We start from the raw sequence: 25665 nt of genomic DNA, 5'->3' as shown, positions 1-25665 counted from the left end.
CTCGGTGAGCCCTGCCACGGAACGTGGCGATCTGTCACCGTCCTCGTCATTCGACCTGAGTTCCATTCACGTGCCAACTCGGCCCGCGTCTACCACCCGAACGTGTTCGGCGGCCTCGCTCGGGGAAATCGCGCAGGTGAGGACGGCGTCAGGGGGCGATGCCGAGGTCTCGGGAAAGGGCGCGGAAGCGGGTTTCGGCGAGGGGGGCCGGGTTTTCGCCTAGCCAGGCCAGGTGGCCGAAGGTTTCCAGGACGACCAGGCCGTGGATTGTGGTCCAGGCGGTGAAGGCGAGGGCGGCTACGGCTGGGGGGAGGTCGAAGGCTGCGGCGAAGGTGTTCAGGGCGGTGAGGTGTGGTGGGACCTCTTGGGGTTTCAGGGTTCCGCGGTGCCAGGCGGCGGCGATGGGGGGGACGAAGGCGGCGCCTACTTGGCGGCTGGCGGAGGATGTGGGGCCGGCTTCTGGGGCTTGGTAGTCGGGGATCGGTGTCCCGTACAGCAGGGCGAACTCGTGTGGGTGGGCTAGGGCCCACTGCCGGTAGGCGAGGGCGGCGGCCACGAAGGCGTCGCCCTGTGCCGCGTCCCGTGCCTGCGCCACCTCGTGTGCCAGCGCCGCGAAGCCGTCGGTGATCAGGTCGGTCAAGAGGGCGTCGCGGTTCGGGTAGTAGCGGTAGAGGCCTGCGGGGCTCATCCCGATGGATACCGCCACCGCGCGCAGGGACAGCGCGGCGCCGCCGCCTTCGCGCAGGTGGGCGAGTGCGGCCGCCTTGATCTCGGCTGAGGTCTGCTCCCGGAGTCGTTCCCGCCTGGTCGCCATGGTGCGTGAGGGTAGCGCGTTGCGATCGGTGTTCGCAGTACGCTACCGTCAAAGTGTGAACACTGATCGCAGTGCAGTTATTGATCGCAAAGCAAGTGGTGGACGCGTCTCGGCGGCCGCGGTGTTGTTGCTGGTGGAGGGGCTCCTGCTGTTCGTCCCGCTGGTGGTGCTCGGGGCCGCCGTGGACTGGCCCGCCAGCCTGGGCGAACCCGCCGCGACCGTGCTGCCGCAGGTGGCCGAGAACGAGACGGCCCTGCGGCTCGGGTACGTCCTGTACCTCGCCTACTCGGCGTTGTTCCTGCCCGTGGCGCTGTGGACCACGGCGACCCTCGCACCCGACCGGCAGGACTCCAGGCTGGCCCGGCTCGGCATGGCGTTCGCCGCCCTGTCCACGCTGGCGCGCTGCGTCGGCATCGTCCGGTGGCTCACCACCATGCCCGACCTCGCGCAGGACTGGCAGTCGGGCGTGCACCGGGAGGCGGTCGAGGTGCAGTACGACGCGCTGAACTCGTTCGCGGGCGGCGTGGGTGAGCTGCTCGGGGTGTCGCTGTTCGCCGCGGGCTGGCTGCTGTGCCTGGCCAAGATCGCGGACATCCCGGTGTGGCTCAAGGGTTTCACCGCCCTCACCGCCGCCGCCCTCGCCCTGCCGCTGGTCGAGTTGCTCGGTGTGGACGCGGGCGCGCTGATCAGCGTGGGCAGCGCGACGGTCCAGGTCTGGTTCCTGGTCACCGCCGTGTACGTCTTCCGCAGCGGCAGGCGGGCCCCGCTCGCGACCTAGGGCCGGTGCTAGCTTGCCGTGGACGCCAGTGGTCGGAGGGTGGGTTGAGGTTCGAGCAGGACGTGGTGCGGGCGCTGGTGCGAGAACAGCACCCGGACCTCGCCGACCTCGAACTCCGCGCGGTCGCGGGCGGGTGGGACAACCAGATGTGGCGCCTCGGGGCGGAGTGGGCGGTGCGGTTGCCCCGCACCGAACGCGCCCCCCACCTGCTGCGCACCGAGCAGAGGTGGCTGCCCGTCCTCGCCGAGCGCCTCCCGCTGCCGACCCCGGTCCCGGTGCGCGTCGGCGAACCGTCCACCCTGTTCGACCACACCTGGACGATCACGCGCTGGGTCGAGGGCGAACCCGCGGACCGCGCGCCGATCACCCGTCTCGACGCGGCCGAGACCCTCGCGGGTTTCCTCCGCGCGCTGCACCAGCCGGCGCCCACCCAAGCCCCGGCCAGTCCGGACCGCGGCGTCGCGCTGGCCGGGCTGCGCAACGGGTTCACCAGCGCGTTGACGGGCATCGCCGACGACGAGAACGCCGATGCCGCCCGGGAGACCTGGGAGCGGGCCGTCGCGGCGCCCGCGTGGCACGGGCCGCCGACGTGGCTGCACGGCGACCTGCACCCCGCCAACGTGGTCGTGCGGGACGGAACCTTGGCGGGCGTGATCGACTTCGGTGACATGTGCGCGGGCGACCCCGCGACCGACCTGTCCGCGGCCTGGATCCTGCTGCCCCCGGGCACTGCCGACCGGTTCTTCGACAGCTACGGGGACGCGGACGAGGCCACCATCGCGCGCGCCCGCGGGTGGGCCGTCCTGCGCGCCCTGCACCTGATCAGCATCGGCCGCAACGGCAGGCTCGGCCTGCCCGGGGGCAAGCCAACCTGGGAACCGGCAGGCCGAGCCGCGCTCGATCGCGCCTTGACCGAGCCGGGCCACTGATCTCGGACGGAGCCCGGTGGATCGTCCGGCCAGGCGACCGTGCCTGCTGCCGCTCGTCGTAGTGACCGGTCAGTCCCTCCACTGCCGCGCGGGGGACACCCCGGGGACCGGTTTGCCGATGAGGGCGAGGGGGATGAAGAAGCAGACCTGGCCGATCGCGGTGGCGAGGGTCGTGAGCGCCTTGTCCCCGTAGTGGGCGGACGCCTCGGTGTAGAGCTGGTCGGGGACTCGCTCGCCGTGGGGGTTCGGGGTGAGGACGGCTTCCACGAGCGCGAGCGCGGCCCGTTCGGCGGCCGTGAAATCGGGGGAGTCCTGCCAGGACGCCACAGCGGTGATGTGCTCCTGCTGCACTCCGGCTTTGCGGAGGTTGTCGGTGTGCATGGTGGTCAGGTAGGCGTTGTCGACGATCTGCCCGGCGCGCAGCTGCACCAGGCTGATGGTGGTCCGGGGGATGGAGCCGTTCCCGGTGGCCTTGAACAGGGCCCCGACGACCTGCCCCAACTCGGGAACGAGCGTGGCGGGGTCGGGCAGGCGCGGCTCGGCCCGCGGGGGAGTGGTACTCACGAAGGCTTCCTCTCTCGATGGTTACTGCCCTGACGTGTCGCGCGCGGTGGATGTGACCGCTGGCCGTCACATCGCGGACGTCGGTGTCGTCAAGGGTTCGATCCCCGCAGCGAAGGACAGCCCGATGACCGAGCACGACGTCCTGGCCCGCCGGTTCGAGGACCACCGCGCGCACCTCACAGCGGTGGCCTACCGGTTGCTCGGCTCGCTGACCGACGCCGACGACGCTGTCCAGGAGGCATGGTTGCGGCTGGCCCGCACCGAGACCGCTGGTGTCGACAACCTCGGCGGCTGGTTGACCACCGTCGTCGGCCGGGTGTGCCTGGACATGCTGCGCTCCCGCAAGCGGCGCCGGGAGGACCCGCTCGACACCCACCTGCCGGACCCGGTCGTCAGCGATCCCGAACACCACGCGCTGGTGGCCGACTCGGTCGGGCTGGCGCTGTTGGTGGTGCTGGAGTCGTTGACCCCGGCCGAGCGGCTGGCCTTCGTGCTGCACGACCTGTTCCGCCTGCCGTTCGAGCAGATCGCCCCGATCATGGACCGCACCCCGGCCACGGCCAGGAAACTCGCCAGCCGCGCCCGCCACCGCGTCCAGGGCGCGGCCACCACCGCCACCGACCCGACCACCCAACGCCGCGTCGTCGACGCCTTTCTGACCGCCGCCCGCGGTGGCGACCTCACGGCGCTCATCGCCATCCTCGACCCCGACGTCACCCTGCGCGCCGACGCCGGAGCGGGCCTCAAGGTCCTGCGTGGAGCCGACGCCGTCGCCGGGCAGCTCGCCACCTTCCACCGCATGGCCACCACCACGACCAGCCACCCCGCCCTGGTCAACGGCACCGCGGGCCTGGTCAACCGCGCGGGCGGCGACCTCATCTCGATCATGAGCTTCACCACCACCGGCGGGCGGATCGTCCGGCTCGACATCCTCGCCGACCCCACCCGACTGTCCCGCCTGGACCTGGTCGCCCCGAACCGCTGACCGCCCGCCACCTGAAACGCCGGGACCCGAAGATCGGATACGACTCGGGAGACCAGCGAGAGGAACCCCCGGCAGGATGCGAGTCTGGCTTTTCGCCGTAACGGTGACGGCGGTAGTAATCGGTGGCCTGCTCCTACTCGGCGGCGGCCTCACCATGCCCGTGCTCATGCGCGGCGGCACACCTGCGCTCGGCGTGCTGCTCGCCGTGGTGGCGATCACCGCCGCGGCCGTCCTGCTGCGGCGCCTGCGCACTCGGGCCACAGCGGCAGACGAGTCACCTGACATCACCCTCGAGGCCGCGAGGGAACTGGTGGCCGAGTCGCTGCGCGGGCGCCTGCCTGAGAACGCGTTCCTCCAGCACTACGTCGACCACGACAACGAGGTGCCCCGCACGAAGCTGCTCGCCGAGGTGCTGGCGGACCCGACCTACCGGCTGGTGGTCGTGTCCACCTCCTCACGCCTGGAGGCGACCTCGGCGGCGGACCGCATCGCCGACGCCTTGGTGCGGTCGCGCGCGGACACCGACCCGGTGCCCTTCCCGGTCTCCGCCGACGGGTGGGTGCCCGACCGCAGCGGCCTGTGGACCTGGCTGCAGGGAGAACTCACCGAGGCCGTGCCCGGGCTGACGAACTCGATGGCGCGCCGACTCGTCTTCGAGAACGAGGTGCTCCCCCTGCTGTATGACGTGCCGGTCGAGCACCATGCCGCGCTGGCCTTGGCGTTGAGCCACGGCTCCTTCCGCGCCGTCGTGACCGCGGGGCCCGCCGAGTACCCGACCACCGTTGACCAGGCGGAAACGCACGCGCTGCTCCTGGTTCCCGCCCCCGCCTCGACCGCTGACTGGTACATCGCCAAGCGCACATCAGAAGACCCGCGGTGGCACGAGGTGCGCGCGGCCCTGGAGTTTGCCCCGGCTGGGGCGGTGTTGCGCACCCCGATCGGCATGGACCTGGCAATCGACCACTATTCGACACCGGGCACCTTGCCCGCGGAGTTGCTCGACACCACGCGGTTCCCCACTTCGGCCGCGGTGCTGCGGCACCTGCTCGACGAGACCATCCTCGCCGCGACACCCGGGCAACCGGACAACCCGTTGGTACCCGATGAGTTCGCGCTGCGCTGGGTCAGGTGGTTGGCCGCGCGGGGACATCGAGAACTGACCTGGTGGCGTCTCCCGGAGGCGATCTCCCATTGGGTGTTCGACGTGATCGCCGTGGTCTTGGCGGCGATCGTTGGTTCCGTCATCACCTTCTCGACCACGGGGGCAGGCGGGGCCGGTCGTGTCCTGCTCGCGGTGGTGGCCGCCGCAGCGATGGGCGGCGCCATGGCGACCGCGGCACGGTCCTGGAAACCCGTGACACGACCGGTGGACGGGCACGACGGGCTCTCGAAAGCCATCGAGCTGCTCGGCATCGTGCAGTTGGTGTGCTGCGGATACCTGTACGTCTTCGACGCCGAGGGATCCACGGCGTACCTGGACTACGTCATCCCGGCTACGGGCGTTCTGGTACTCGCGCTCATGTGGGGCGCCAGCTTGTTCAAGCCCCATGTCCCAGTCGATAGCGATGCGGCTGAGGTGATGCAGCGCGATGGTGACTACACGTTCACGCGCGTCATGGCAGCTACTGCGGCGTCGTCATCGGTCGTCTACGTGTTGTGGGGCGAACACGTAGAGAGATGGGTCTGGTTGGTGCTGTTCCTGACCATCGCGATGGCTGCTTCCGCGGGCACCGCAGTATTTCGCTACTCGGTCGCTGGATTCGTGCTGGGGTTGCGCAGCGCGTTGCCGTGGAACCCCGTCGAGTTCCTCGACGACCTCGCCGAGCGAGGGCTGCTCCGCCGCCGCGGCGCTCGCTACTGGTTCCGCTACCCGGAACTGCGGGAACGTGCGGCAGCGCAACACGCGGACAGTCCGTTGCCCGCCCGACGTACGGACACCGCGGTCTTGGATGTCATCGCTGACCAAACGAAACAGTTGACCGCGCAGGCCTTCGAGCGTGCCGGTGTGCGTGCAGTGGTGGACACCGCTGGTGTCGCGGCGTTGGAAGAGGAGGTGGTGGCACTCGTCACCACCTACCGCGACACCATCGCGTCCTCGGCGGCCGCGCCTCGTGCCAGGTTCACCGAGGCGAAGCGGCGCTACGTGGAGCAGGTCGTGCACCCCACCGCGGTCGCCCTCTCTGGTTTGCTCTCGATTCTTGTGCCTATCGGTCTCGCCGTGGCGACGGTGGCGCTGTTGACACCGTGGCTGGGCGTGGAGTACCCGTTCGCACAGGTCGGCTCGTGGGGGCTTGTGCTCGGCACGCTTGCCTTGTTGGGCGAACGACTGGTCGGGATCACGCGGCTGGGGAGGCGGTCCACCGCCGTGGGCAGGGTGTTCGCCGCGTTGGTCCACCGATCGCCGGTGCCGCGGCAGGTGATGTCGTCGCTACGTGGGCTACGGGAGTTGCCACACTATCCCCGATTGAGTCCGGTGGGGTGGACCGCAGTGGCGGTGCTGCTCGCCAGCCTCGTGCTGTTGGCGTCTAGTGCTGTGTTGGCGTTGTGGCCCGCGATGTTCACGGCTATGTGGCGGCAGACGGCTCTGATCGCGGGCGGAGTCGCTGTGCTGGCCGCGTCAGGTTGGTGGGCGACGTGGTCGCAGCGGGCGCGGTGGTTCGCGCTGCGCTCGGATTTGCCTGCCGACTGGCCGGCGGAAAGCACGTCGCAGTCGAGTGCGCAGGCGCGGCGGGACGCTGTGTTGGCGTATGAGGAGTGGCAGCGGGCGCTGATCGATCAGGGCGTGTTGCCGCTGATGAAGACCCGGCTGGCGCAACTGTCCGAACCGTCCTACGACAGCACGCTTCCGCCTGCCTCCGTGGCCAACCTCGGCGACCTCACCGAGCGCACGCAGTTCGTGCCGACCGAGACCAGTGCGCGGCTGGAGCGGATGCTGGCGTCGATGTCCAGTGGTGCCATCGGCATCAGTGGTGCTCGCGGTGTCGGGAAGAGCACGCTGCTGCGGATGTTGGGGGAGCGCAGGCTGACCGATCCACTCGCGTTGTCGGTGTGGGTGGATGCCCCGACCAGCTATCAGAGCCGTGACTTCCTGGTGCACCTGTTCACCCGGGTCTGTGAGGAGGTGATCAAGTCCGACCGCGACAAGCCGCGGCCTCGGCCTGGGCGGCGGCAGGTGTTGTGGGCGTTGGCGGTGGTTCTGCTCGGTGGGGCGGTGATCGCTGGCGCCGTGTTGTGGCCGAAGCCGGTGGACTGGGTCCTGTTCGTCGGCAGTAACTTGCGGATCCTGGTGATCGCTGCGGGGGCTGTGGTCGCGTTGGCGCCGCTGGTGTATCTCGCTGTGGTGCGTAGGCGGTGGGTGCGCGCGAAGCGGCCACTTGACGTTGTGGAGCGGGCGCGGGAGCACTTGGAAGGCTTGCGTTACCTGGAAACCAAGTCGACCGCGCGCACCGCGGCGGTCAAGCCGCCCGCGTGGGTCGAGATGAGTCGCGCGAACACCCGCCAGCGTGCTGCGCAGGCCAAGACCTACCCGGAGTTGGTCGCGGACTTCCGCTTGTTCCTCGGCGACGTCGGTCTGCGCTTGCGCAGTGGCCCGGATGGCGCGGACAGCCGCATCGTGATCTGTGTGGACGAACTCGACAAGATCGCGACCGCTGTCGACGCGGAGCGGTTCATCAACGACCTCAAGACAGTGTTCGGAGTGCACGGCTGCTTCTTCCTGGTGGCTGTCTCCGAGGACGCCCTGGCCTCGTTCGACCGCCGTGCCCTCGCGGTGCGCACCACGTTCGACTCGGCGTTCGAGACCGTGATCCGCGTCGACCGGTTCACCCTGGACTTCACCAGACGTCTTCTCGTGCAACGGGTCCTGCGCCTGCCGGAGCCCTACGTTTGGTTGTGCCACGCCCTCTCCGGTGGCCTCCCGCGAGACCTCAACCGCACGGTCCGCCAGCTCTACGACCTGCGGTCGACCGCGAACCAGGACCAGTTGCCGCACCTGGCGACCGCCCTGGTGGACCTCGACCTGCGCACGGTCGTCCGCGGCCAGCTCACCCGCGTCAGCGGCCGCGTCGACCCGGGCACCGGCGCGTTGGTGCAGTGGCTCTCCCGCGCCCTCACCGTCGACCGCACCCCGGCCGCCCTCACCACCCACGCCAACGCGGTCCCCCTGCCGGACCCGGCCAACCCCCACCACGACGACCTGCTCCACCTGGCCCAGCAGACCTCGGTGTACCTGCACTACACCGCGACCCTCCTGCGGGCCTTCACCGACAACCTGCCCCGGCTCATCACCGCTCTCCGCGGTAGCGCGGCGGCCCCGATCTCCGACCTGGCCGACACCAGGACCCACCTCTCCGTGGACCCGGCCCTGGCCCTCGAGCACCTCAACGCCAGCCGCGCCGCCCTCCCACACTAAGTCCACTTCGGACACGGGAGTCCACGGTTGCGCTGTGTGGGTAAGGACAGGCGACCTGGGCTGGGTGGCCCGACCCGGTCGTAGGGGCCTGGATAGCGCTGTTGCCGGGGGCGGGCGGTGTTGACAATTGGCGAGTTGTTCGCCCGCGGGGCGGCGAACGGCGATCCCTTCTGTGTCGCCTGGAGAATTCTGGGAGGAATCCTCTGTGAGACTGCGAAGAATCATGCCGGTGCTGGTGGTCCTGGGCACGGTCGCCGCTGGGGTGCCCGCGGTGGCCGCCACGGACGGTGCGCCGGTGGTGCCCGATCCCGTGGTCGCGGCCATGGTGCGCGACCTGGGCCTCTCGCCGGAGCAGGTGGCGCCGCGGTGGGCGAAAGAGGCCGCCGGGGGCAGGCTCGAGCACCGCGTGCGGGTGGAGACGGGGGCGGCGTTCGCCGGTGCCTGGCTCGACGCGGGCGCGGAGCTGGTGGTCGCGGTCACCGACGAGGCCGCGGCGCGCACCGCGCGGCAGGCCGGGGCGAAGGCGTCGGTTGTGCGGTGGGGTGCCGACCGCCTGGCGGGGGCCAAACGCGAGCTGGACGCGAAGCCCTCGGTGCCGGACGCGGTCACCGGGTGGTACGTGGACGAGCCGAGCAACAGCGTCGTGGTGACCGCGACCGACCCTGGGGCCGCGAGCGTGCGCGCGTTCGCCGGGACGGCGCCGCAGGTCCGGGTCGTGCGGGCGGCGCAGCGGCCGCGGGTCTTGCACGACGTGCGCGGCGGTGACGCGTACTACAACAACTTCGACAACGGGCGTTGCTCCATCGGGTTCGCGGTGCAGGGCGGGTTCGTCAGCGCCGGTCACTGCGGCACGGCCGGGTGGACGACCACCGGTGGCAACGGGGTCGCGCAGGGGACCTTCGAACGGTCGAACTTCCCGGTCGACGACATGGCCTGGGTGCGCACCAACGCGAACTGGACGCCCCAACCGGTGGTGAACAACTACGTGGGCGGCACGGTCCCCGTTCGCGGGTCCACCGAGGCGGCGATCGGCGCGTCGGTGTGCCGCTCGGGCTCCACCACGGGCTGGCGGTGCGGGACCATCCTGTCCAAGAACGAGACGGTCAACTACGGCGCACTCGGCAAGGTCGACGGCCTCACCAGGACCAACGCCTGCGCCGACCTGGGTGACTCGGGCGGCTCGTGGTTGGCGGGCGACCAGGCCCAGGGTGTCACCTCCGGCGGGTCGGGCAACTGCACCACTGGTGGCATCACCTACTTCCAGCCGGTCAACGAGATCCTCCAGCGCTACGGGCTGACCCTCGTGGTCGACACCCCGCCCCAGCCGCCCACCACCGGCGACAGCAGCGTCACGGGCGATTTCACCGGCGACGGCAAGGCCGACGTGCTGTCGCTCTACGACTACGGCAACTCCACGACCGCGCTGTGGGTGTTCCCCGGCACCACGGCTAGTGGCGACGCGGCCACTGCCCCGTACCGGGTGTGGCTCAGCGGGGCGGGCGCGTGGACGGCGTCCCGCACCAAGATCACCGCGGGTGACTTCACCGGGGACGGCAGAACCGACGTCCTCGCCCTCTACGACTACGGCAACTCCACCACCGGCCTGTTCGTGTTCCCCGGCACCGCCGCGCGCGGCGATTCGGCCTCGGTGCCCTACCGCGCGTGGGTCAGCGGAACGGGCGGGTTCACCTGGTCCAACACCAAGATCTCGGCGGGTGACTACACCGGCGACGGCAGGGCCGACGTGACCGCGTTCTACGACTACGGCTCCTCGACGACCGGCTTGATCGTGTTCCCCGGAACCGCGGCCGTAGGCGACTCCGCGAGTGTGCCGCGCCGCACCTGGCTCAGCGCCCCGGGTGCTTTCACCTGGTCCAACACGAAGATCGCGACCGGCGACTTCACCGGTGACGGCAAAGCCGACGTGGCCGCGCTCTACGACTACGGGTCCTCCACATCAGGGCTGTTCATCGCCCCCGGCACCACCGCGAGCGGTGACACGGCCTCCATCCCCTACCGGGTGTGGATCAGCGGCGCGGGCGGGTTCACCTGGTCCAACACGAAGATCTCGGCGGGTGACTTCACCGGGGACAACAGGTCGGACGTGGCCCTCTTCTACGACTACGGCGCCTCGACATCGGGCCTGTTCATCGCCACGGGAACCGGTGCCGCGGGCGACTCGGCGAGCGTGCCGCGCCGCAGCTGGATCAGCGGCACCGGCGGCTTCACCTGGTCCAACACGAAGATCACCGCGGGTGACTTCACCGGGGACCGCAAGGCCGACATCCTGGCCCTGTACGACTACGGAAGCGCCACGACCGGGCTCTGGACCTTCCCGAGCGCGATAGCCGGGGGTGAGCTGCCCTACCGCGTGTGGTTCAGCGCCGCGGGCAGCTGGGACTGGAAACGGGCGACGGTGTCCTAGTGGCTCGACTCAGGGCGTTGGCCGTGTATCGGCGGGTCCACGGCGTGGCCGGCAAGGCGCCGAAACGTCCTCGTACTGGATGTACTTGGGCACTTCCGGCAACGCCGCCAGGCACGTCGTGGGCGGGTCGAGACACGGTCGACGTTCTGGGTCGCGCTACTAGCCCGACAGGTGGGGGTTGGGGCGTTCCGGACCCCAACCCCCACCGCCGTCGCCACCGATCCCGCTAGTTGATGCCGCGGTAGGTCGACACCTGCTGACGCATCCGCTCGGCCTGGCCTGCGGTGAACTCGCTCATGCAGGCATCGTCCCCGTGGTCCATGAAGTTGTGGATCGGGTCTGTTCCCGGCGCGGGGCAGGTGTCCCGGGCTTCTGGGCAGCCATAGGCCGCTGATGCCTCGTAGGGGGTGTCGTCGACGTAGTCGCCGGGAGCGTCGCAGCCGCCCTGGAAGGTGTTGTACAGCCCCATCCACGCCCCGACCCCGTGGGTGGCCGTCCGACCCAAGTTGAAAGGAGCCTCGGTGCCGCCGGGCAACGTGGAGAACTTCACCCCGACCCCGTCCGCCGTGGGGTTGTCCGCTTCCTCGTGCGGCGCGGTGGACCAGCCCAGGGCCACCCCGCCCTCGGGGGAAGGGATGGTGCTCGCGGTGTAGAGGTTGAGATCGGCGGCGCCGCCTTCACGCAGCTCTCGGGTGAACTTCTCCCGGTTCGCGCCGCTCGCGCCGGTGAACCAGTCCTCGTTGACGGTGCGGGTGGTGTTCGCCAACTGGAAGCTGAAACCCGTGTTGCCGAAATCGGCGTTGAGCACCTCGAGTTGCTTGCCGATCTGCTCGTCGGAGACGTTGCCGCCGCCCGGGGTCTCGTCCTGCGAGATGACGTGGACGTAGACCTTGATGGGATCGGTGGCCCGGCCACGAGGGGCCGACCCGCGGGCGGCCAGGCGCTCCTGGAAGTCGTGTTCCCGCGCGGCCGCTTCGGCCGCCGGGAGTGCGCCGTTGCCGCGCGCGGGCCGGTCCGCGGGGAACGCGGCGCGGGTGCGGCATTCCCCGGCTGAGGTACTCGCCTGGCTGGCCGGGGCGATCACCCCTGGCAGCACGAGCACGCAGCCCGCCACGAGTCCGATTCGCCGGAATCGGTGCTTCCAGGTTTGCCGCATGACAGATCTCCTTCGATTCCAGTGCGGACCAGTGGCGGATCCCGGCCAGATGCGAGCCGCAGATGGCTACCCGTGCTGCCGCTGTGGGAGGAACAGGGGGGCGGCACGATGCCCGTGACTCCAAGAGTTCACCCGCGTCGAGCTATCCCCCGCGCGATCACGACGTCGACGACGAGGCTCCAGGTCTGGCGGGTCTCGTCCCGCACACCCACAGGCCCACTCCGGTGATCACAATTCTCCTCGGCCCCGACTACCCGGGGCGGTGATCGGTTCGCCATCGAACGACCCCAGCCTGCCGACCACCCGCGAACTCGGCAACACAGCGTCAACGAGTCCACCCGTTGGAGTGCGCCCGGGGTGACATCGTGGCCGCCTGCCGGGCTGTCGGAGACGCGCCGTCATCAACAGCGGCCTCCAGATCGCCGATCTGGGTCACCCCACCGGCGCGCCGTGCGGAACGCCTCTGGCGCGGGTGATGCCGGGGAGGGCCGCTGTGCAGCGACCCTCCCCGTCGGTCAGCGCAGCTTGTACGCGCGGATGACCGTCTGGTCCACAGTGATCCCTCGGGAGTCCTTCGCGGCTGCCCTCAGGGACACCGACGTCGCGCCCTGCGGGTGGTTGAGCAAGAGCAGCGACCGGGCCAGCAGCGGGGCCCGGCGCCAGGTCGCGCCCTCGTCGTAGGAGACGTCGATGGTGAGCTCGCGGGCTTGGGTGAGGGTTCCGTCCTCCAGTTGCAGCGAGACCGGCACGATGGCGGGGCCCTTGGGTGCGGAGTTCGCGGCGTCGAGCAGCGGGAAGAAGCGGACCGCGGCGAGCGGCACGTAGCGCTGCCCCGGCTCGGACCGGGTGGTCCAGGTCGCGGTGACCTTGGTGGCCAGGCCGAACCGGGCGTCGCGGGTGCTCTCGGCGATGAACTTGAGGTCGGCGGCGGTCGCGGGGACGGGGACGTTGCCGCCGGCGGGGAGTTCGTTGTCCTGGAACAGTTCGCCGTTGATGTAGATGCGGGTCCGGCCGCTGGTCGTCTCCGAGTAGCCCGCGTTGCCGACCTGGTCGCTCCACAGTGGAAGGTCGAAGCGGATGCGGTTGCCCTTGAGGCGTTCCATCCACGGCACGATGGCGCGGGGGAGCGCGGGCCCGAACGCGCCGACGTTCACCCGCTGCCGGTAGGTCTGCCCGGCCTTGGGGGTGAACGGTTCGCTGATGAACTGCGTGGTGAGTGGGCTTTCCGCGGCGATGTCGGTCCTGGAGTACCACACCACGTTCTCGGTGCTGACGTACTCGGTCGCCGCCGCTTGGACGGGTTTGCCGACCACGAGGGTGATTCCGCTGCTGCCCCACGGCGGCGAGGGGTACAGCGTGCGGGTCAGCCGGGTGTCGGGCAGCACCGTCGCGATGTCGGTCCGGATCGTCGCGAGGTCGCGCTTGCCGAGCGTTCGGACGAAGCCGTCGGGCACCGACCGTTGCCGGTACCAGGCGAGGCTGTAGATGTCCTTCTGGTTCAGGAAGGTGGCGTTCAGCGACCAGGTGAGGTCACCGTCGGTCGGGGTCGGGCCGACCTGCCCGATGCCCAGCCGGTCGAGGTCGCGGGTGACCAGGCCGAACCCGAACGGGCCGCCGTTGAGGGTGAACTCCACGCCGGTGTAGGAGAACAGCAGCGGGACCGCGGGATCGGGCACCGCCACCTTGACCGGCTTGGCCTTCCTGGCGTCCACCACCAACTCGGTCGCCCGGGTGACGTCGAAGCCGGGCTGGGTCAGCAGCCTGGACTGCCCGGTGTCCTGCTCGATGTAGGTGTGGCCGACGACGTAGCGGCCCTTGGCCAGCCGGGCCTCGAGCATCCCCTCCGGGCTGCCGTCGAACCGGAAGGAGGTCGCGCCGGGGGTCAGTGCGAGGATGAACGCGGTGAAGTTCGGCGTGGGCTTGCCGTCCAGGCCGAGGTAGCGCACGGTCACGTCGTAGCTCTCCACCTCGCGGTCGAGCAGCAGGGTGGTGCGCACCGACTGCCCGCCGCCGCGGGCCACGACGGCGCCGGTGTACTGCCCGTCCAGCGTGCCGATCCGGGTGTCGGCGGTGATCCGCGCCGTCGCCGACCCGCCGCCGGGCAGCACGACCCGCGCGGGCGCCACCGTGATCAGGCCGGGTGGGGCGGGTTTGCCGTCCGGGCCGATGGCCTCCGCGGCGAGGTCGAGCGTGGCGGGCTCGGTGCTGTTGTTGCGGTAGGTGATCTCCTTGGTGACCGGCACGTCGTCGCCGTGCGGCCACAACTGGGTGCCGAGGTTGACCGAGACGGGATCGCTGGTCACCGTCAGCGCGATCGCCGCGGCCACGTCGACGCGGCCCGAGCCCTGGGCGAACACGTTCTCCCCGGGCGTCGCCTTGGCCGAGGAGGTGAGCGCGGCCTTGAGTTGCGCCCCGGTCCACCTCGGGTGCAGTTGGGCCAGCAGCGCCGCGGCGCCCGCGACGTGCGGGGTGGCCATCGAGGTGCCCGAGAGCCGCACGTAGCCGGGCTCGGCAGGGTCGCCGATGCGGCCCTCGGCAGCCTTCGCGGCGATGATGCCCACCCCGGGTCCGGTGATGTCCGGTTTGATCGCCCCGTCGCCGACCCGGGGGCCGCGGCTGGAGAACTGCGCGATCGAGTCGTCGCGCTCGACCGCGCCCACGGCGAGCGCGGCGTCCGCGCTGGCGGGCGAGCCGATCGTGCCCGGGATGCCGTTGTTGCCCGCGGCGACCACGAAGAGGGTCCCGTGCTCGGCGGAGAGCCGGTTCACCGCCTCTTCCAGCGGGTCCAGCAGCGGGGTGTCCTGCCCGCCCAGGCTCAGGTTGACGATGGTGGCGCCCTGCCCGATCGCCCACTCCATCCCGGCGATGATCCAGGAGTCCTGGCCGAAGCCGGTGTCGTCGAGCACCTTGGCGTCGAGCAGCCGCGCGCCGTTGGCCACGCCCCGGTACTTCCCGCCGCCCCCGGCGATGATCGAGGCGACGTGCGTGCCGTGCCCGATCCGGTCCACCGCGTCCGGGGCGGGGGTGAAGTTGCGTTCGGCGACCTCGCGGCCCGCGAGGTCGGGGTGGGTCTGGTCGACGCCGGTGTCGAGGACCGCCACGGTGACGCCCGCGCCGGTCAGCCCGCTGCGCCAGGCCTCGGGCGCCCCGATCTGCGCGGTGCTGCGGTCCAGCGTCAGTTGGCGCCGCCCGTCGAGCCAGACTGTCGCGCCCGCGGCGGTGAGGGCCCGCCACGAGGTGGGCAGGGTCGCCTTGTCGGCTTGCAGCGCCCGCGCGTGCAGGGCGGGCAGGTCGCGGACCACCCGGGTCCCCGGCGCGCGGGTGGCCGGTCCGGAGTGGATCAGGGGCAGGTCGCCTCGCCGGTCGTCGTAGCCGGCCGCGAGGAGCCCGGTGATGTCGAACAGCCGCGGGTCCAGGCGTTTCGCGGTGACCAGCGGGAGCGCGTCCACCGGGATCACGTGCACGTGGCCGTCCACGGTGTGGGTGTGCACGGCGATGCCCTCGCGACCCGCAGCGGGCAGGATGGTGGGCGGGCGGCCGCCCTCGGGCACCAGCACCCGGTCCCCGGTGATCAGCGTGACCGTTCGCGCGTGGTCGCCGCCGGTGTCGGCCACCGCCGACTCGGCGGTCGCCACCGGAAGGCCCGCCGCGAGCAGTAAAACCGCAACTACGGTCCGTTTTCGCATTTCCCGCTCCCATCTCCTGAATTCCCACCGGCCGCCACGGAAATCCCCCGGCCGATGGTGCGGCAAGCTATCCAGGGAACAGAGTCGCGCGCAATCCGCCACTTGTCCGATGCTCGCGGTTATCGGACGCCGACGTAGATTTACCGGATTCTCAGGTTCGGTACCTGTGATTCCCGGTATTTCCGCTGCGTTATTTCGACCGGCGAGAGAATGGATTCGAGCTGATCAGGTGGCCAACCCGGTGTCGTGCACGAGAATCGCGGCCTGGACGCGGTTGGTGAGTCCGAGTTTGGCCAGTGCGCGGCTCACGTGCGCTTTGACGGTCGCTTCGCTCATCGCGAGTTCGCGACCGATGTCGGCATTGGACAACCCGCGGGCCACAGCCTTGACGACGTCCTGTTCACGCGTGGTGAGCACCTGCAGCCGCTCGCGCGCCGCCGCGGCCCGCGCGGGTCGCCGCTCGGCGAAGGCGGTGATCAGCCGCTTGGTGACGCTCGGGGCGAGCATCGCGTCGCCACCCGCGACGAGGCGGACCGCGGTCACCAGGTCTCGGGGCGGGGTGTCCTTGAGCAGGAAACCCGACGCGCCCGCGCGCAGGGCGCGGTGGACGTAGTCGTCGAGGTCGAACGTGGTGAGCATGATGACCTTCGGCGGGTCCGGCCGCTCGGCGATCCGCTCGAGCGCGCTCAGCCCGTCCACGCCCGGCATCCGCACGTCCATCAGCACCACGTCGACCCGGTGCCGGGTCACCGCGTCGAGGGCACCCGCGCCGTCGACGGCCTCGGCGACGACCTCCAGGTCGGTGGCCGGTGCGAGGATCATGGCCAGGCCGGTGCGCACGAGCGCCTCGTCGTCGACGATCAGGACCCGGATCACGGCCGCTCCCCGGGGCTTGTCGACGGGAGCAGGGCGTTCACCGAGAAACCCGCGGGCCCGCGCCGGGCGGTGAAGCGGCCACCGAGGACCTCGACCCGCTCCCGCAGGCCGACCAGGCCGAGCCCGCCGCCGGGCAACCGCGGCGGCGGCCGGCCGATGACCTCGTTGGACACGATCACCTCGAGCGCGGCGGGCAGGTAGCGCACGACGACCTCGGTCGGCACCTGGCCCGCGTGCTTGTGCACGTTGGTCAACGCCTCCTGGACCACCCGGTACGCGGCGTGCTGGACGAGGACCGGCAGGTCACGCGGGTCGCCCTCGTCCACGCGGCGGACCGGGATGCCCGCGGCCCTGGACTGCTCGAGCAGCGCGTCGATCCCGGCGAGGGTCGCCGACGGCCGCAACTGCTCGAGCGCGACCTGCTCGCCCGAGCGCAACACGCCCAGCACGTCCCGCAGTTGGGCCAGCGCCTCCCGGCCCGTGGTGCGGATGAGCGCGGCGGCGGCCGCCGCCTTCTCGTCGGTGGTGTTGACCTCCAGCGCGCCCGCGTGCAGCACCATCAGCGACACCCGGTGCGCCACCACGTCGTGCATGTCGCGGGCGATGCGGGCCCGCTCCTTGACCCGCACCTCCTCGGCGCGCGCCCGCTCGCGGCGGTCCCGTTCCCGGGCGCTGTCGCGCAGGCCGTCGAGCACCTGCCTCCGCGCGCCGACCCACAGCCCGACCGCGAACGGCAGCCACACGAACAGCGCCGCGCCGCCGACCGCGCCCACCGCGTCCGACCAGGGCAGGGCGCCCGCCGCGGCGGTGGCGAAGTCCGGCAGCACGACCAACACCGAGGCGCCACCCCCGTACGCGGCCAACACCGCCGGGCGGCGCGGGCGCGTCGCGATCAAGTAGGACGCCACCCCCAGGGGCGTCCACACCCCGCGCGACAACCACGCCAGCGCCGCCACCGCCAGCAACGGCCACACCCGCCGCGGCACCAGTGCGACGGCCACCAGGGACGATGCCGCGCACACCGCGCCGTGCAGGGCGGGCGGCGCGCCGGTGAGATCCAGCCACCGTTGCGAGAACCACATCGGCAGGCCCCGTCGAATGGGCAGGAACGAACCCGCCACCAGGACGGCGCCCACGACCCACGATTCCAGGCTGCCCGGCCACGGCGGTCGTGTGCCGGGCGCCCGCGATTGTTCCGGCACGCCGCCAGCCTATCGGCGGCCCGCGGCAGGTGAATTGCACTAAAGTCGGCGCCCGTTGTCACTTAAGTAGCGGGCGCGCGACGCCCTTCGGCCGACGCGACCGAGGTGCTCGCGGGCCACGATTCGGTGCCATGACAACAACCACCGCCGCCATCCGGGCCACCGGGCTGAGCAAGGTGTACGGCTCGGGCGCCGCCCGGGTGATCGCGCTGGACGGCATCGAGGTGCGGGTCCGGCGTGGGGCGTTCACCGCGATCATGGGCCCGTCCGGGTCGGGCAAGTCCACTCTCCTGCACTGCCTCGCCGGGCTCGACGCGCCGACCGGCGGCACCATCTGGGTCGGCGACACGAAGATCACCGGGCTGTCCGACGACGAGCTGACCGACCTGCGCCGGGACCGGATCGGGTTCGTCTTCCAGGCGTTCAACCTGGTGCCCACGCTCACCGCGGCGGAGAACATCACCCTCCCGCTGGACCTCGCGGGGCGCCGCCCCGACCCGCAGCTGCTCGACCGGGTCGTCGGCGCGCTCGGGCTCGGGCACCGGCTCGACCACCGCCCGAGCCAGCTCTCCGGCGGTCAGCAGCAGCGGGTCGCGTGCGCCCGCGCCCTGATCACCGGGCCGGACGTGGTGTTCGCCGACGAACCGACCGGTGCGCTCGACTCGCGGACCTCCCGCGAGCTGTTGGGTTTCCTGCGCGACAGCGTCGACGAGGCGGGGCAGACCGTGGTGATGGTGACCCACGACCCGGTCGCCGCGGTGTACGCGGACCGGGTGCTGCTGCTGGCGGACGGCCGCATCGTCGACGAGGTGCAGGCGCCCACGGCCGAGACGGTCCTCGATCGGCTGAAGTCGCTGGAGAGGGCGGGCGCCTGATGCTCAAGGCCATGCCGCGGGAGTTGCTCGCGCACAAGGGCAGGCTCGCCATGACGCTGCTGGCGATCGCGCTGGGGGTCGCGGCCACGGTGGCGAGCTGGGTCGCCGCGGACTCGGTCGCCACATCGCTGGCGGGCACGAAGACCCGTGGGGATGTCGGTGTGGCGGTGCGGGCCGCCGACGCGAGCACGACGATGTCCTCCAGCACCGCCAAGAGGCTCCGCGGGCTGCCGGGGGTGCAGCGTGTCCACGAGGTCGTGGTCGGCAAGGCGGGGTTGATCGGTCGAGACGGCAAGCTCGTCGCCGCCACGACCGTGCTGGACCGGGCGGGCACCAACTGGGACGACTCCGGCCGGTTCACCCTGACCGACGGCCGCGCGCCCCGCGGCCCCGGCGAGATCGCGATCGGCCGGACCGAGGCGGGGAAATCCGGCCTGGGGGTCGGCGACCGGACGACGGTGCTGCTGTCGGACGGCCGCGCGCGCGACGCGGTCGTGTCGGGCCTGTTCGACTACGTCTCGCTGGGCCCGCGCTCGGGTGACGGCGCCGACCCGGTGCCCGCCGTGGCCTACGACCGGGAGTCCGCGCGGGCGCTGTTGGGTGAGCGGCTGAGCCGGGTCGAACTGGTCGTTCAGTCCGGAGTGGACCCGGACGCGGTTGTGCGGGCCGCGTTGGGCGTCGGATATGTGGTGTCGACCGGGTCGGAGCTCGCCGCGGCCGCCGCTGCCGAGTCCGACGACACCGCGCGGGAGTTGCGTGAGACGTTGCTGCCGCTGGCGGCCATCGCGCTGCTGGTCGGCATGGTCGTGATCGCGAACACCTTCACCATGCTGGTCACCCAGCGGACCAGGCAGTTCGCCCTGCTGCGCGCGATCGGTGCCAAGCGCCGCCAGATCCGGGTGGCCGTCGTGGCCGAGGCGCTGGTCCTGGGCCTGGTCGGCGGGACGATCGGCACGCTGATCGGGATCGGCCTCGGACCGGTGCTGCTGGCGGTGATGAGACCGGGCGACGACCTCGGCTATACCGTCTCCCCGGTCGCGGTCCTGCTCGGTTACGCCGTCGCCGTGGTGGTCACCGTCGTGGCGGCTTCCGGCGCCGCGCGCCGGGCGGCGCTCGTGCCACCGATGGCGGCGTTGCGCGCCGACGCGGTGGTGCCCAAGGACGTGCTGGTGCGGCGGTCGGCGCTGGGGTCGGGCCTGGTGGTGGCGGCCGTGGTCGCGGTCGTCGCCACCGCGGGACCGAGCGAGGACAACCTGACCCGGATCATCGGGCTGCTGTCGGCGCTGGTCGGCGCGGCCGGGGTGCTGCTGCTGGCGCCCGCCCTGGCCGTGCTGCTCTTCCGACCGCTGCTCGGGCTGGCCCGGCGCCACGGCGGTTCGGCGGTGCGGCTCGGGGTGCGCAACGCCGCCCGCGACCCCCGCCGCACCGCGGGCACGGCGACCGCGATCACCGTGGGGCTGGGCCTGATCTGCGCTTTCGGCCTGCTGAGCGCGACCTTCGCGACCCTGATCGCCTCCACCACGCGGGCGAACGTGCCCGCCGGGACCACGGTGCTGCAACCCGCCGCCGGTGGCGCGTCGGTGCTCTCGCCGAGCGAGCTGGACAAGGTGCGCGCGACGCCGGGGGTCAGCCGCGCGGCCGCGAGCCGGGACAAGATCGTCCCGATCAGCTACCCGGGCGGCCGCACCGAACGCAAGATCAGCGCGATCGAACCGGACGCCCTGGGCACCGTGCTGACCCCCACGCTCACCGCGGGCGTCGCCGACCTGCGCCGCGGGGTCGTCATCTCCCAGAACCAAGCCGACATGCTCGGCCTCGGCCTCGGTGCCCCCATCACCCTGGTGCCCGACCCGAGAACCCCCATCAACACCACCATCGTCGGCATCTACGAAGCGACCGAACTAGGCGCGAGCATCTTCTACGACGTCGCACTCGCACCGGCACCGCTGCGCGACCAACTCACGATCATCTACGCCTCCGGCCCGACCGCGCGCACAGCCCTGGGGGAGGGATTCGCCCAACGCCCTGACGTCACGGTCACCGACCGGGAAGGATTGGTGGCCCAAGGCATCGAGGCCCAGCGGCTCGCATTCGCCCTGCTGTACGCGATGTTCGGGGTGGCGATCGTCATCGCGGTCTTCGGGGTGGTCAACACCCTCGCGCTGTCGGTGATGGAACGCACCAGGGAAATCGGCGTGCTCCGCGCGATCGGCGCCTCCCGCGCGCTGGTCAAACGCACGATCCGCGTGGAGAGCATCGTGATCTCCCTCTTCGGCGCACTCCTGGGAGTCACCCTCGGTCTGGCGGTCGGCGCGGTGATGCAACACGCCATGTTCGGCCAACACCTCTGGGACATCACCGTCCCAATAGGAGTGATTCTGACGTCCCTCACCGGCATCGTCGTGGCCGCCGTCGTCGCCGCCCTGTGGCCAGCCGCCAAGGCAGCCAAAACCGACGTGCTCGCCGCGATAGGCTGACCAGCCTTCAGGCGGCGACAGGCAGGTCTTCCCGCAACAGCATCGCCCCCTGATCGGTGAGCCGAATCGGCGCCTGCCCAAAGTGGTCGTGACCACCCTCGATGACCGCCAACCCACGCCGCATCAGCCCACGCACGACCTCGGCCTGCCACCAAGCCAGCTCCCCACCCAGTTCCCCCGCAACCCCCACCCAACACAACCCGAGGCGGTTGTGGAACACCACCGCCCCACTGCCGAGGTCAAACAGGGTCGCCATCAGCTCGTCCACCACAGACTCCCGCCCACCCACCATCGTCATACCCCCATCCTGAAACGCCCCCGCCCATCCCCGCAGACCCAGCACCCACTCAGCTCCCATCCCGCACCCGACCCGCAACTCCCGCGCACGGGGGCACGGGCCGCGGGCAGCATTAGTAGGCCATCATCGCCGCGAAAAGTACGTGGCGGTGCGGAATCCACTGTCTTTCCGAAGTCGATTCTCCCGGTTCCGTTCTACTCTCGATTGTCGGAATTCTCGGGTAGCCTGCAGCCGAATGCTTTGATCACAGTGCGACCGTTTCGACGGAGAGCTGACGGCGATGTTCGTGTGTTCCCCCCACGTTCGCCGCGTTGCGCGACGACCGGTGATAGTCCTGCTGGCCTGCGGCGTGATCGGCGGATGCGGCCAGATGCCCACAGTGACCCAGTACCCGACGAGTGCCCCACCGACGAGGACCGGCTCCACCACCGCCACCACCCCGTCCGGCCCCGCCGTTGTCCAGACGGTGCCCGCCCCCGCCACCGGGCAAGCGGGAACGTCGGTGCGCCTCACCACCCCCAGAGGACCCGGGACCAGCAAGCCCAAGACCGCCGTGCCCGGCACCACCGGGCCGTCACGACCGGTGGCGGTTCACGAGCCCTACGAACCGCCGGTGCTCCCCCCGAAACCTCCCTTCATCCCAGGGGAGCAGGATCTCCGGGCCGCCCTGCTGACCGGCGGCGACCTCCCACCGGGGTTCATCCCCGCCGATGCGCAAGGGCTGGGTGGGTCGTTGGCCGGGTGCCCGCTGCTGGCCAACGACCCACCGGGGACGACCGCCTCGGCGAATGCGGTGTTCTCCCAGGCCGCGACCGTCACGACGGTCAGCCAGTCGCTGCTGCACGTCGGCGACCGGACCGCTGAGGCGATGGCCGCCTTCGACGCGCTGCCGCAGGTGTGCGCCCGGTTCGAGGGCACGTTGTCCACCATGAAGTTGGAGTTCACCACCGCCAGGGCGACATCCCCCGCCATCGGCGACGCCTCGGTCGCCGTCCGCCTCACCATCTCGTTGCCGGGCGGCCCCGCGCTGCTCGCCCAGGACGTGGTGATCGTGTCGCACAGGGGCACCATCATCGTGCTGTCGGTGATCTCGCTGACGCCCCCCGGTGATCTTCTCACCGCGGTGGTGACCCGCGCCCTGGACAAGGTCACCGCGCGGTGGTGAAGGCCGAGCCACCGCTGACCCGCGAGCGGTGCCGCGCCCTGCTCAGCGACAAGTCGGTGCTGCCGACCGGGCTGTCGCTCCGGTTCGCCGTGCTGGTGCTGGTGATCGCGGCGACCTCGGCCACCGTGTACGGACACCTGGTCCTGCTGCTCACCCCGGACGCCGAGGCGGCGGCGCGGTCGTGCTTCGGCGCGGTCCGTTCGGTCCCGACGGCGGGCGACGCGGGGTTGGTGCCCGGGGCGATGCGCGACCTCTGGTGCTCACGCCCGTTCGCGGGGACCGTCGCGCTCGCGTCAGTCCTGGGCGTCGCACTGGTCGGTGTGGTGACGGTACTGGTCTACTTCGCCCAACCGTGGTTCCTCGCGCGCACGTGGTCGTGGACTGGCTGGCGGCGCATCGACGAGGTGACGCACCCGCCCTACCTGCGACGACTGGACGACGTCGTCCGGCAACTCGACCTCCCGGCGTCCCCGCGCTTCCTCCAGTTCCCCCGCGGGCAGCCCGGGAGGGCCAGGGTCATCGGGACGCACCGGAGCGTGTCGGTCCGCGTCGACGCGGACCTGCTGACCACCAGCGGCCAGGCCGACAGCGGGTTCACCGGCGTCCTGCTGCACGAACTGGCGCACGTCCGCAACCGCGACAGCGGCCCCACCTACCTGACGATCGCCGCCTGGAACACCTTCGTGGTGCTGGTGGTCGTGCCCTACGTCGCGTTGCTGGTGCTGCCCGGTTTGTTCGGCGCCGCGTCGACCGCCGCAGCACCGAGCGCGCACCAATTGGTGTCCGTCTTCGCGCTCTTCGCGCTCGTCTACCTGACCAGAGCCTCGGTCCTGCGCGCTCGCGAGACCCTCGCCGACGCCACCGCCGACCGGTACGACCCGCGCGGTGTGCTCGAGACCACGATCAGGGCGAGCACCGGTGCGGTGCGCCGCCGACCGGTCCCCATCCACCCGACCGCCGCGCGCAGGCTCGCCGCGCTCCGCGACCCGGCGCACCTCGTCGCCACCGACGCGTTCGCGCTGTTCGGGGTCGGCGTGGGTGTCTCGCTGATCGCGATGGCCACCACGATCACCTACACGTGGGCGCTGGTGGCGGCCGACGCCGTCTCCCTGCCGTTCATCCTCAGCCTGCTGGGCACGGCCCGCGACAACGGGGTGCTCGGCCTCATCATGATCGTCGCCGCGTTCGGCCCGGCGACGGTGATCGCGCTCGGCGTCCTGGCGGGGTTCGCCGGTGTCGTGGGGTGGCGCGACGCCGTCCTCGCCCGGTACACGGGTCGGCGGGTGTCGCCTTGGCGCCGGGCCGTGCCGGTGGTGGTCGGGTTCATGGTCGGCGAACCCCTGTCGGCCGCCTACGCCAACGCGGGCACGCTCGGGGTGTTCGACACCACCGCGTGGCTGCGACTGCTGGACGTCGGGTTGACCGTTGTCGGTCTCACCGTGCTGCTGGTCGCCCTCCTCCAGTGGGTCGGGGAGTCGGCCACCGCGTGGTTGCCCGCCGCGGGGGCGCCGTTGCGGTCGCTGTGCTGGAAGACCACCGCGCTCGGGTTCGTCGCGTGGTTCCCCTTCGTGCTCGTGTGGTTCACCGCGCACAACAAGATGATCATCCGTTACTTCTCGCCCGTCTACGCCGGGACCGAGCCGCTGTCCTCGTGGCCCGCGGTCGAGGTGATCCTGTCGCACCACCACCCGCTGGTGGTGGTGCTCACCTGGCCGACGACCGCGGTGCTGGTGCTGGTGGCCGTGCTGTGGCCGGTGCGTGGCGCACGGCGGCTGCGGGCGCCCACCGCGTTGCGCGCGGCCGTGGTGCGTGGACCCGTGGGTGCCGCGATCGTGGTGGTGCTGCTCGCCGGGGTGGCGTGGGTGGCCAACAACCACAGCGGTGTGGACGTGTTCAGCGCCGTCGCGACGGTGCCCGGCGCCTCGCTGTACCTGCTCAATGTGCTGTTGATCGTGGTCGCGGTCGGGTCGGTGGCGACCGGCGTCTGGTCGTCGTGGCGGGCGGGGGACCTCGCGCTCTCGGCGGGTGTGCTCGGTGCGCTCATCTGCTCGTCGCTGGTCGCGGTGGTGGCGCCGGTGCTCTACTCCATCGCCTTGTGCGGCACGTCCGCGTTCACGTGCATGGGCAACGACTGGTCGCGTGTCTCGAGCGTGTTCATGGGCGCCGCGGTGCTGGGAACCGCGTTGTCGCTGGTGCTGAGCGTGCCGGTCCTGCTCCTCACCACCGTGCGCCGCCGACGGGCGGACCAAGGGGTGTGGCCGCGGTCGGGCACCGTCGTGATCGCGCTGACCGACACCGTGCTGGTGGGCGGGATAGTCGCCTACACACACCACTTCGCGCGATGGTGGTGATCAGCGGTCCGTGCGGGCTCGCACTTCGGTCAGCATGGCCGTCACCAGTGCCTCGGACTGTTCACGGGTGAGTCCCGCCTCCGCTCCGGCGAGCAGGCCGCGCAGTCGCATGATCTCCAGGTCCCGCTCGTCTACCTTGGCCGCGAGGTCGTCGAGGGTGACTGGGCCGGGACCGCCTTTGCCGCGCAGCTTCCGGATCCACCGGCTGACGCGTTTGCCCGCCGATACCACGACCCGCTCGGTCGCAACCCCGACCATCGCCGACGCGATGTAGAGCGACCCGTCGGTGATCGTCTCCACGACGACCTCCAGGCCCGATCCCAGAACGTCGTGACCACGTCGACGCGCCTTGCGCACCTGGCCCGAGGTCGTCAACCGGGCCTGGGCGACCGAGTCGAAGACCGGGGCCTCGTCCGGCGCCACCGCCGCGACCGCGGGCTTGGCCAACTCGATGACCAACTCTCGGGTCATACGATCGCACCTCCGTGCTCAGGTACTTCCTACGTGATCCATCGTCTCCGTACCCCGGACGTTAGCCCCGTGGCGGCTATCAACGTGGCGTTACCACGAGGTCAGCCCAGTGGACGGGGCGCGCGTAGGCTCGGCGGCGTGACGAACGCTGAGCATGGGCAGGGTGGGAAGTACTCCGTCAAGGGCAAGGAGTTCACCCGCG

The 25665-nt window shown here is 71.2% G+C and carries 17 protein-coding genes; 9 read left to right on the top strand and 8 right to left on the bottom strand.

The annotated features are described in order from the left end of the window. Positions 1 to 148: 148 nt before the first annotated feature. On the bottom strand, positions 149 to 814 hold the full coding sequence (locus tag LV75_RS17685) for a TetR/AcrR family transcriptional regulator (protein WP_253888022.1): 666 nt from the start codon (positions 812 to 814) through the stop codon (positions 149 to 151). Positions 815 to 869: 55 nt separating this feature from the next. Here LV75_RS17685 and LV75_RS17680 point away from each other — a divergent pair, with 55 nt between their 5' ends. Beyond that, complete coding sequence (locus LV75_RS17680) at positions 870 to 1592, top strand: DUF4386 family protein (RefSeq protein ID WP_253888021.1); 723 nt, start codon at positions 870 to 872, stop codon at positions 1590 to 1592. Positions 1593 to 1636: 44 nt separating this feature from the next. Beyond that, positions 1637 to 2521 carry an aminoglycoside phosphotransferase family protein gene (locus LV75_RS17675; protein ID WP_253888020.1) on the top strand — a complete coding sequence of 295 codons (885 nt, stop codon included), beginning with the start codon at positions 1637 to 1639 and terminating at the stop codon, positions 2519 to 2521. 69 nt (positions 2522 to 2590) lie between these two features. On the opposite strand, the gene LV75_RS17670 is transcribed toward LV75_RS17675, so the two are convergent. Further along, on the bottom strand, positions 2591 to 3085 hold the full coding sequence (locus LV75_RS17670) for a carboxymuconolactone decarboxylase family protein (protein ID WP_253888019.1): 495 nt from the start codon (positions 3083 to 3085) through the stop codon (positions 2591 to 2593). A gap of 124 nt (positions 3086 to 3209) precedes the next feature. Here LV75_RS17670 and LV75_RS17665 point away from each other — a divergent pair, with 124 nt between their 5' ends. The 3 genes from LV75_RS17665 to LV75_RS17655 all read left to right on the top strand — a co-directional run bounded on the left by LV75_RS17665 (position 3210) and on the right by LV75_RS17655 (position 10906). After that, a complete protein-coding gene (locus tag LV75_RS17665) occupies positions 3210 to 4070 on the top strand; it encodes a sigma-70 family RNA polymerase sigma factor (RefSeq protein WP_253888018.1) in 861 nt (286 codons plus the stop codon). Between the two features lie 76 nt (positions 4071 to 4146). Then, positions 4147 to 8481, top strand: a complete 4335-nt coding sequence (locus LV75_RS17660) for a hypothetical protein (RefSeq protein WP_253888017.1) — start codon at positions 4147 to 4149, stop codon at positions 8479 to 8481. A gap of 205 nt (positions 8482 to 8686) precedes the next feature. Beyond that, the gene (locus LV75_RS17655; RefSeq protein ID WP_253888016.1) at positions 8687 to 10906 is read left to right on the top strand and encodes an FG-GAP-like repeat-containing protein; all 2220 of its coding nucleotides are present in this window, start codon (positions 8687 to 8689) and stop codon (positions 10904 to 10906) included. Positions 10907 to 11132: 226 nt separating this feature from the next. On the opposite strand, the gene LV75_RS17650 is transcribed toward LV75_RS17655, so the two are convergent. From LV75_RS17650 to LV75_RS17635, 4 genes are all read right to left on the bottom strand, one after another. Beyond that, complete coding sequence (locus LV75_RS17650) at positions 11133 to 12062, bottom strand: zinc metalloprotease (protein WP_253888015.1); 930 nt, start codon at positions 12060 to 12062, stop codon at positions 11133 to 11135. A 515-nt stretch (positions 12063 to 12577) separates the two neighbouring features. Beyond that, positions 12578 to 15748: a S8 family serine peptidase gene (locus LV75_RS17645; protein ID WP_253888014.1), complete on the bottom strand. Its 3171-nt coding sequence runs from the start codon at positions 15746 to 15748 to the stop codon at positions 12578 to 12580. 225 nt (positions 15749 to 15973) lie between these two features. Beyond that, positions 15974 to 16624 carry a response regulator gene (locus LV75_RS17640; protein ID WP_253888013.1) on the bottom strand — a complete coding sequence of 217 codons (651 nt, stop codon included), beginning with the start codon at positions 16622 to 16624 and terminating at the stop codon, positions 15974 to 15976. Then, entirely contained in the window at positions 16621 to 17826 is a 1206-nt protein-coding gene (locus LV75_RS17635) for a sensor histidine kinase (protein WP_253888012.1), read from the bottom strand. The genes LV75_RS17640 and LV75_RS17635 overlap by 4 nt, the downstream gene beginning before the upstream one ends. Before the next feature lie 131 nt (positions 17827 to 17957). On the opposite strand from LV75_RS17635, the gene LV75_RS17630 reads away from it, so the two are divergent. Further along, positions 17958 to 18701 (top strand): ABC transporter ATP-binding protein, encoded by a 744-nt coding sequence (locus LV75_RS17630; RefSeq protein WP_253888011.1) that lies wholly within the window; start codon positions 17958 to 17960, stop codon positions 18699 to 18701. A gap of 11 nt (positions 18702 to 18712) precedes the next feature. Then, a complete protein-coding gene (locus LV75_RS17625; RefSeq protein ID WP_253888010.1) occupies positions 18713 to 21178 on the top strand; it encodes an ABC transporter permease in 2466 nt (821 codons plus the stop codon). Between the two features lie 7 nt (positions 21179 to 21185). Here LV75_RS17625 and LV75_RS17620 read toward each other — a convergent pair whose 3' ends face one another. Continuing rightward, positions 21186 to 21476 (bottom strand): hypothetical protein, encoded by a 291-nt coding sequence (locus LV75_RS17620; RefSeq protein ID WP_253888009.1) that lies wholly within the window; start codon positions 21474 to 21476, stop codon positions 21186 to 21188. Between the two features lie 370 nt (positions 21477 to 21846). Between LV75_RS17620 and LV75_RS17615 the strand changes: the two genes are divergently transcribed. Further along, positions 21847 to 22641 (top strand): hypothetical protein, encoded by a 795-nt coding sequence (locus LV75_RS17615; RefSeq protein ID WP_253888008.1) that lies wholly within the window; start codon positions 21847 to 21849, stop codon positions 22639 to 22641. Further along, entirely contained in the window at positions 22635 to 24992 is a 2358-nt protein-coding gene (locus LV75_RS17610) for a M48 family metalloprotease (RefSeq protein ID WP_253888007.1), read from the top strand. The genes LV75_RS17615 and LV75_RS17610 overlap by 7 nt, the downstream gene beginning before the upstream one ends. Here the strand turns inward: LV75_RS17610 and LV75_RS17605 are convergent, their stop codons facing one another. Next, positions 24993 to 25463: a hypothetical protein gene (locus LV75_RS17605; protein WP_253888006.1), complete on the bottom strand. Its 471-nt coding sequence runs from the start codon at positions 25461 to 25463 to the stop codon at positions 24993 to 24995. Positions 25464 to 25665: the final 202 nt, after the last annotated feature.

Origin of the sequence: Actinokineospora diospyrosa, assembly GCF_024171925.1 — a bacterium.
Classification (GTDB): Bacteria; Actinomycetota; Actinomycetes; order Mycobacteriales; family Pseudonocardiaceae; genus Actinokineospora; species Actinokineospora diospyrosa.
The sequence above is the reverse complement of the archived record's forward strand: the minus strand, read 5'-3'. Positions and strand labels throughout refer to the sequence as shown.

Coding starts and splice junctions, on each gene's coding strand:
- LV75_RS17665 (WP_253888018.1), top strand. CDS start 3,210: ATGACCGAGCACGACGTCCTGGCCCGCCGGTTCGAGGACCACCGCGCG.
- LV75_RS17645 (WP_253888014.1), bottom strand. CDS start 15,748: ATGCGAAAACGGACCGTAGTTGCGGTTTTACTGCTCGCGGCGGGCCTT.
- LV75_RS17615 (WP_253888008.1), top strand. CDS start 21,847: ATGCCCACAGTGACCCAGTACCCGACGAGTGCCCCACCGACGAGGACC.
- LV75_RS17650 (WP_253888015.1), bottom strand. CDS start 12,062: ATGCGGCAAACCTGGAAGCACCGATTCCGGCGAATCGGACTCGTGGCG.
- LV75_RS17620 (WP_253888009.1), bottom strand. CDS start 21,476: ATGACGATGGTGGGTGGGCGGGAGTCTGTGGTGGACGAGCTGATGGCG.
- LV75_RS17685 (WP_253888022.1), bottom strand. CDS start 814: ATGGCGACCAGGCGGGAACGACTCCGGGAGCAGACCTCAGCCGAGATC.
- LV75_RS17630 (WP_253888011.1), top strand. CDS start 17,958: ATGACAACAACCACCGCCGCCATCCGGGCCACCGGGCTGAGCAAGGTG.
- LV75_RS17625 (WP_253888010.1), top strand. CDS start 18,713: ATGCCGCGGGAGTTGCTCGCGCACAAGGGCAGGCTCGCCATGACGCTG.
- LV75_RS17605 (WP_253888006.1), bottom strand. CDS start 25,463: ATGACCCGAGAGTTGGTCATCGAGTTGGCCAAGCCCGCGGTCGCGGCG.
- LV75_RS17660 (WP_253888017.1), top strand. CDS start 4,147: ATGCGAGTCTGGCTTTTCGCCGTAACGGTGACGGCGGTAGTAATCGGT.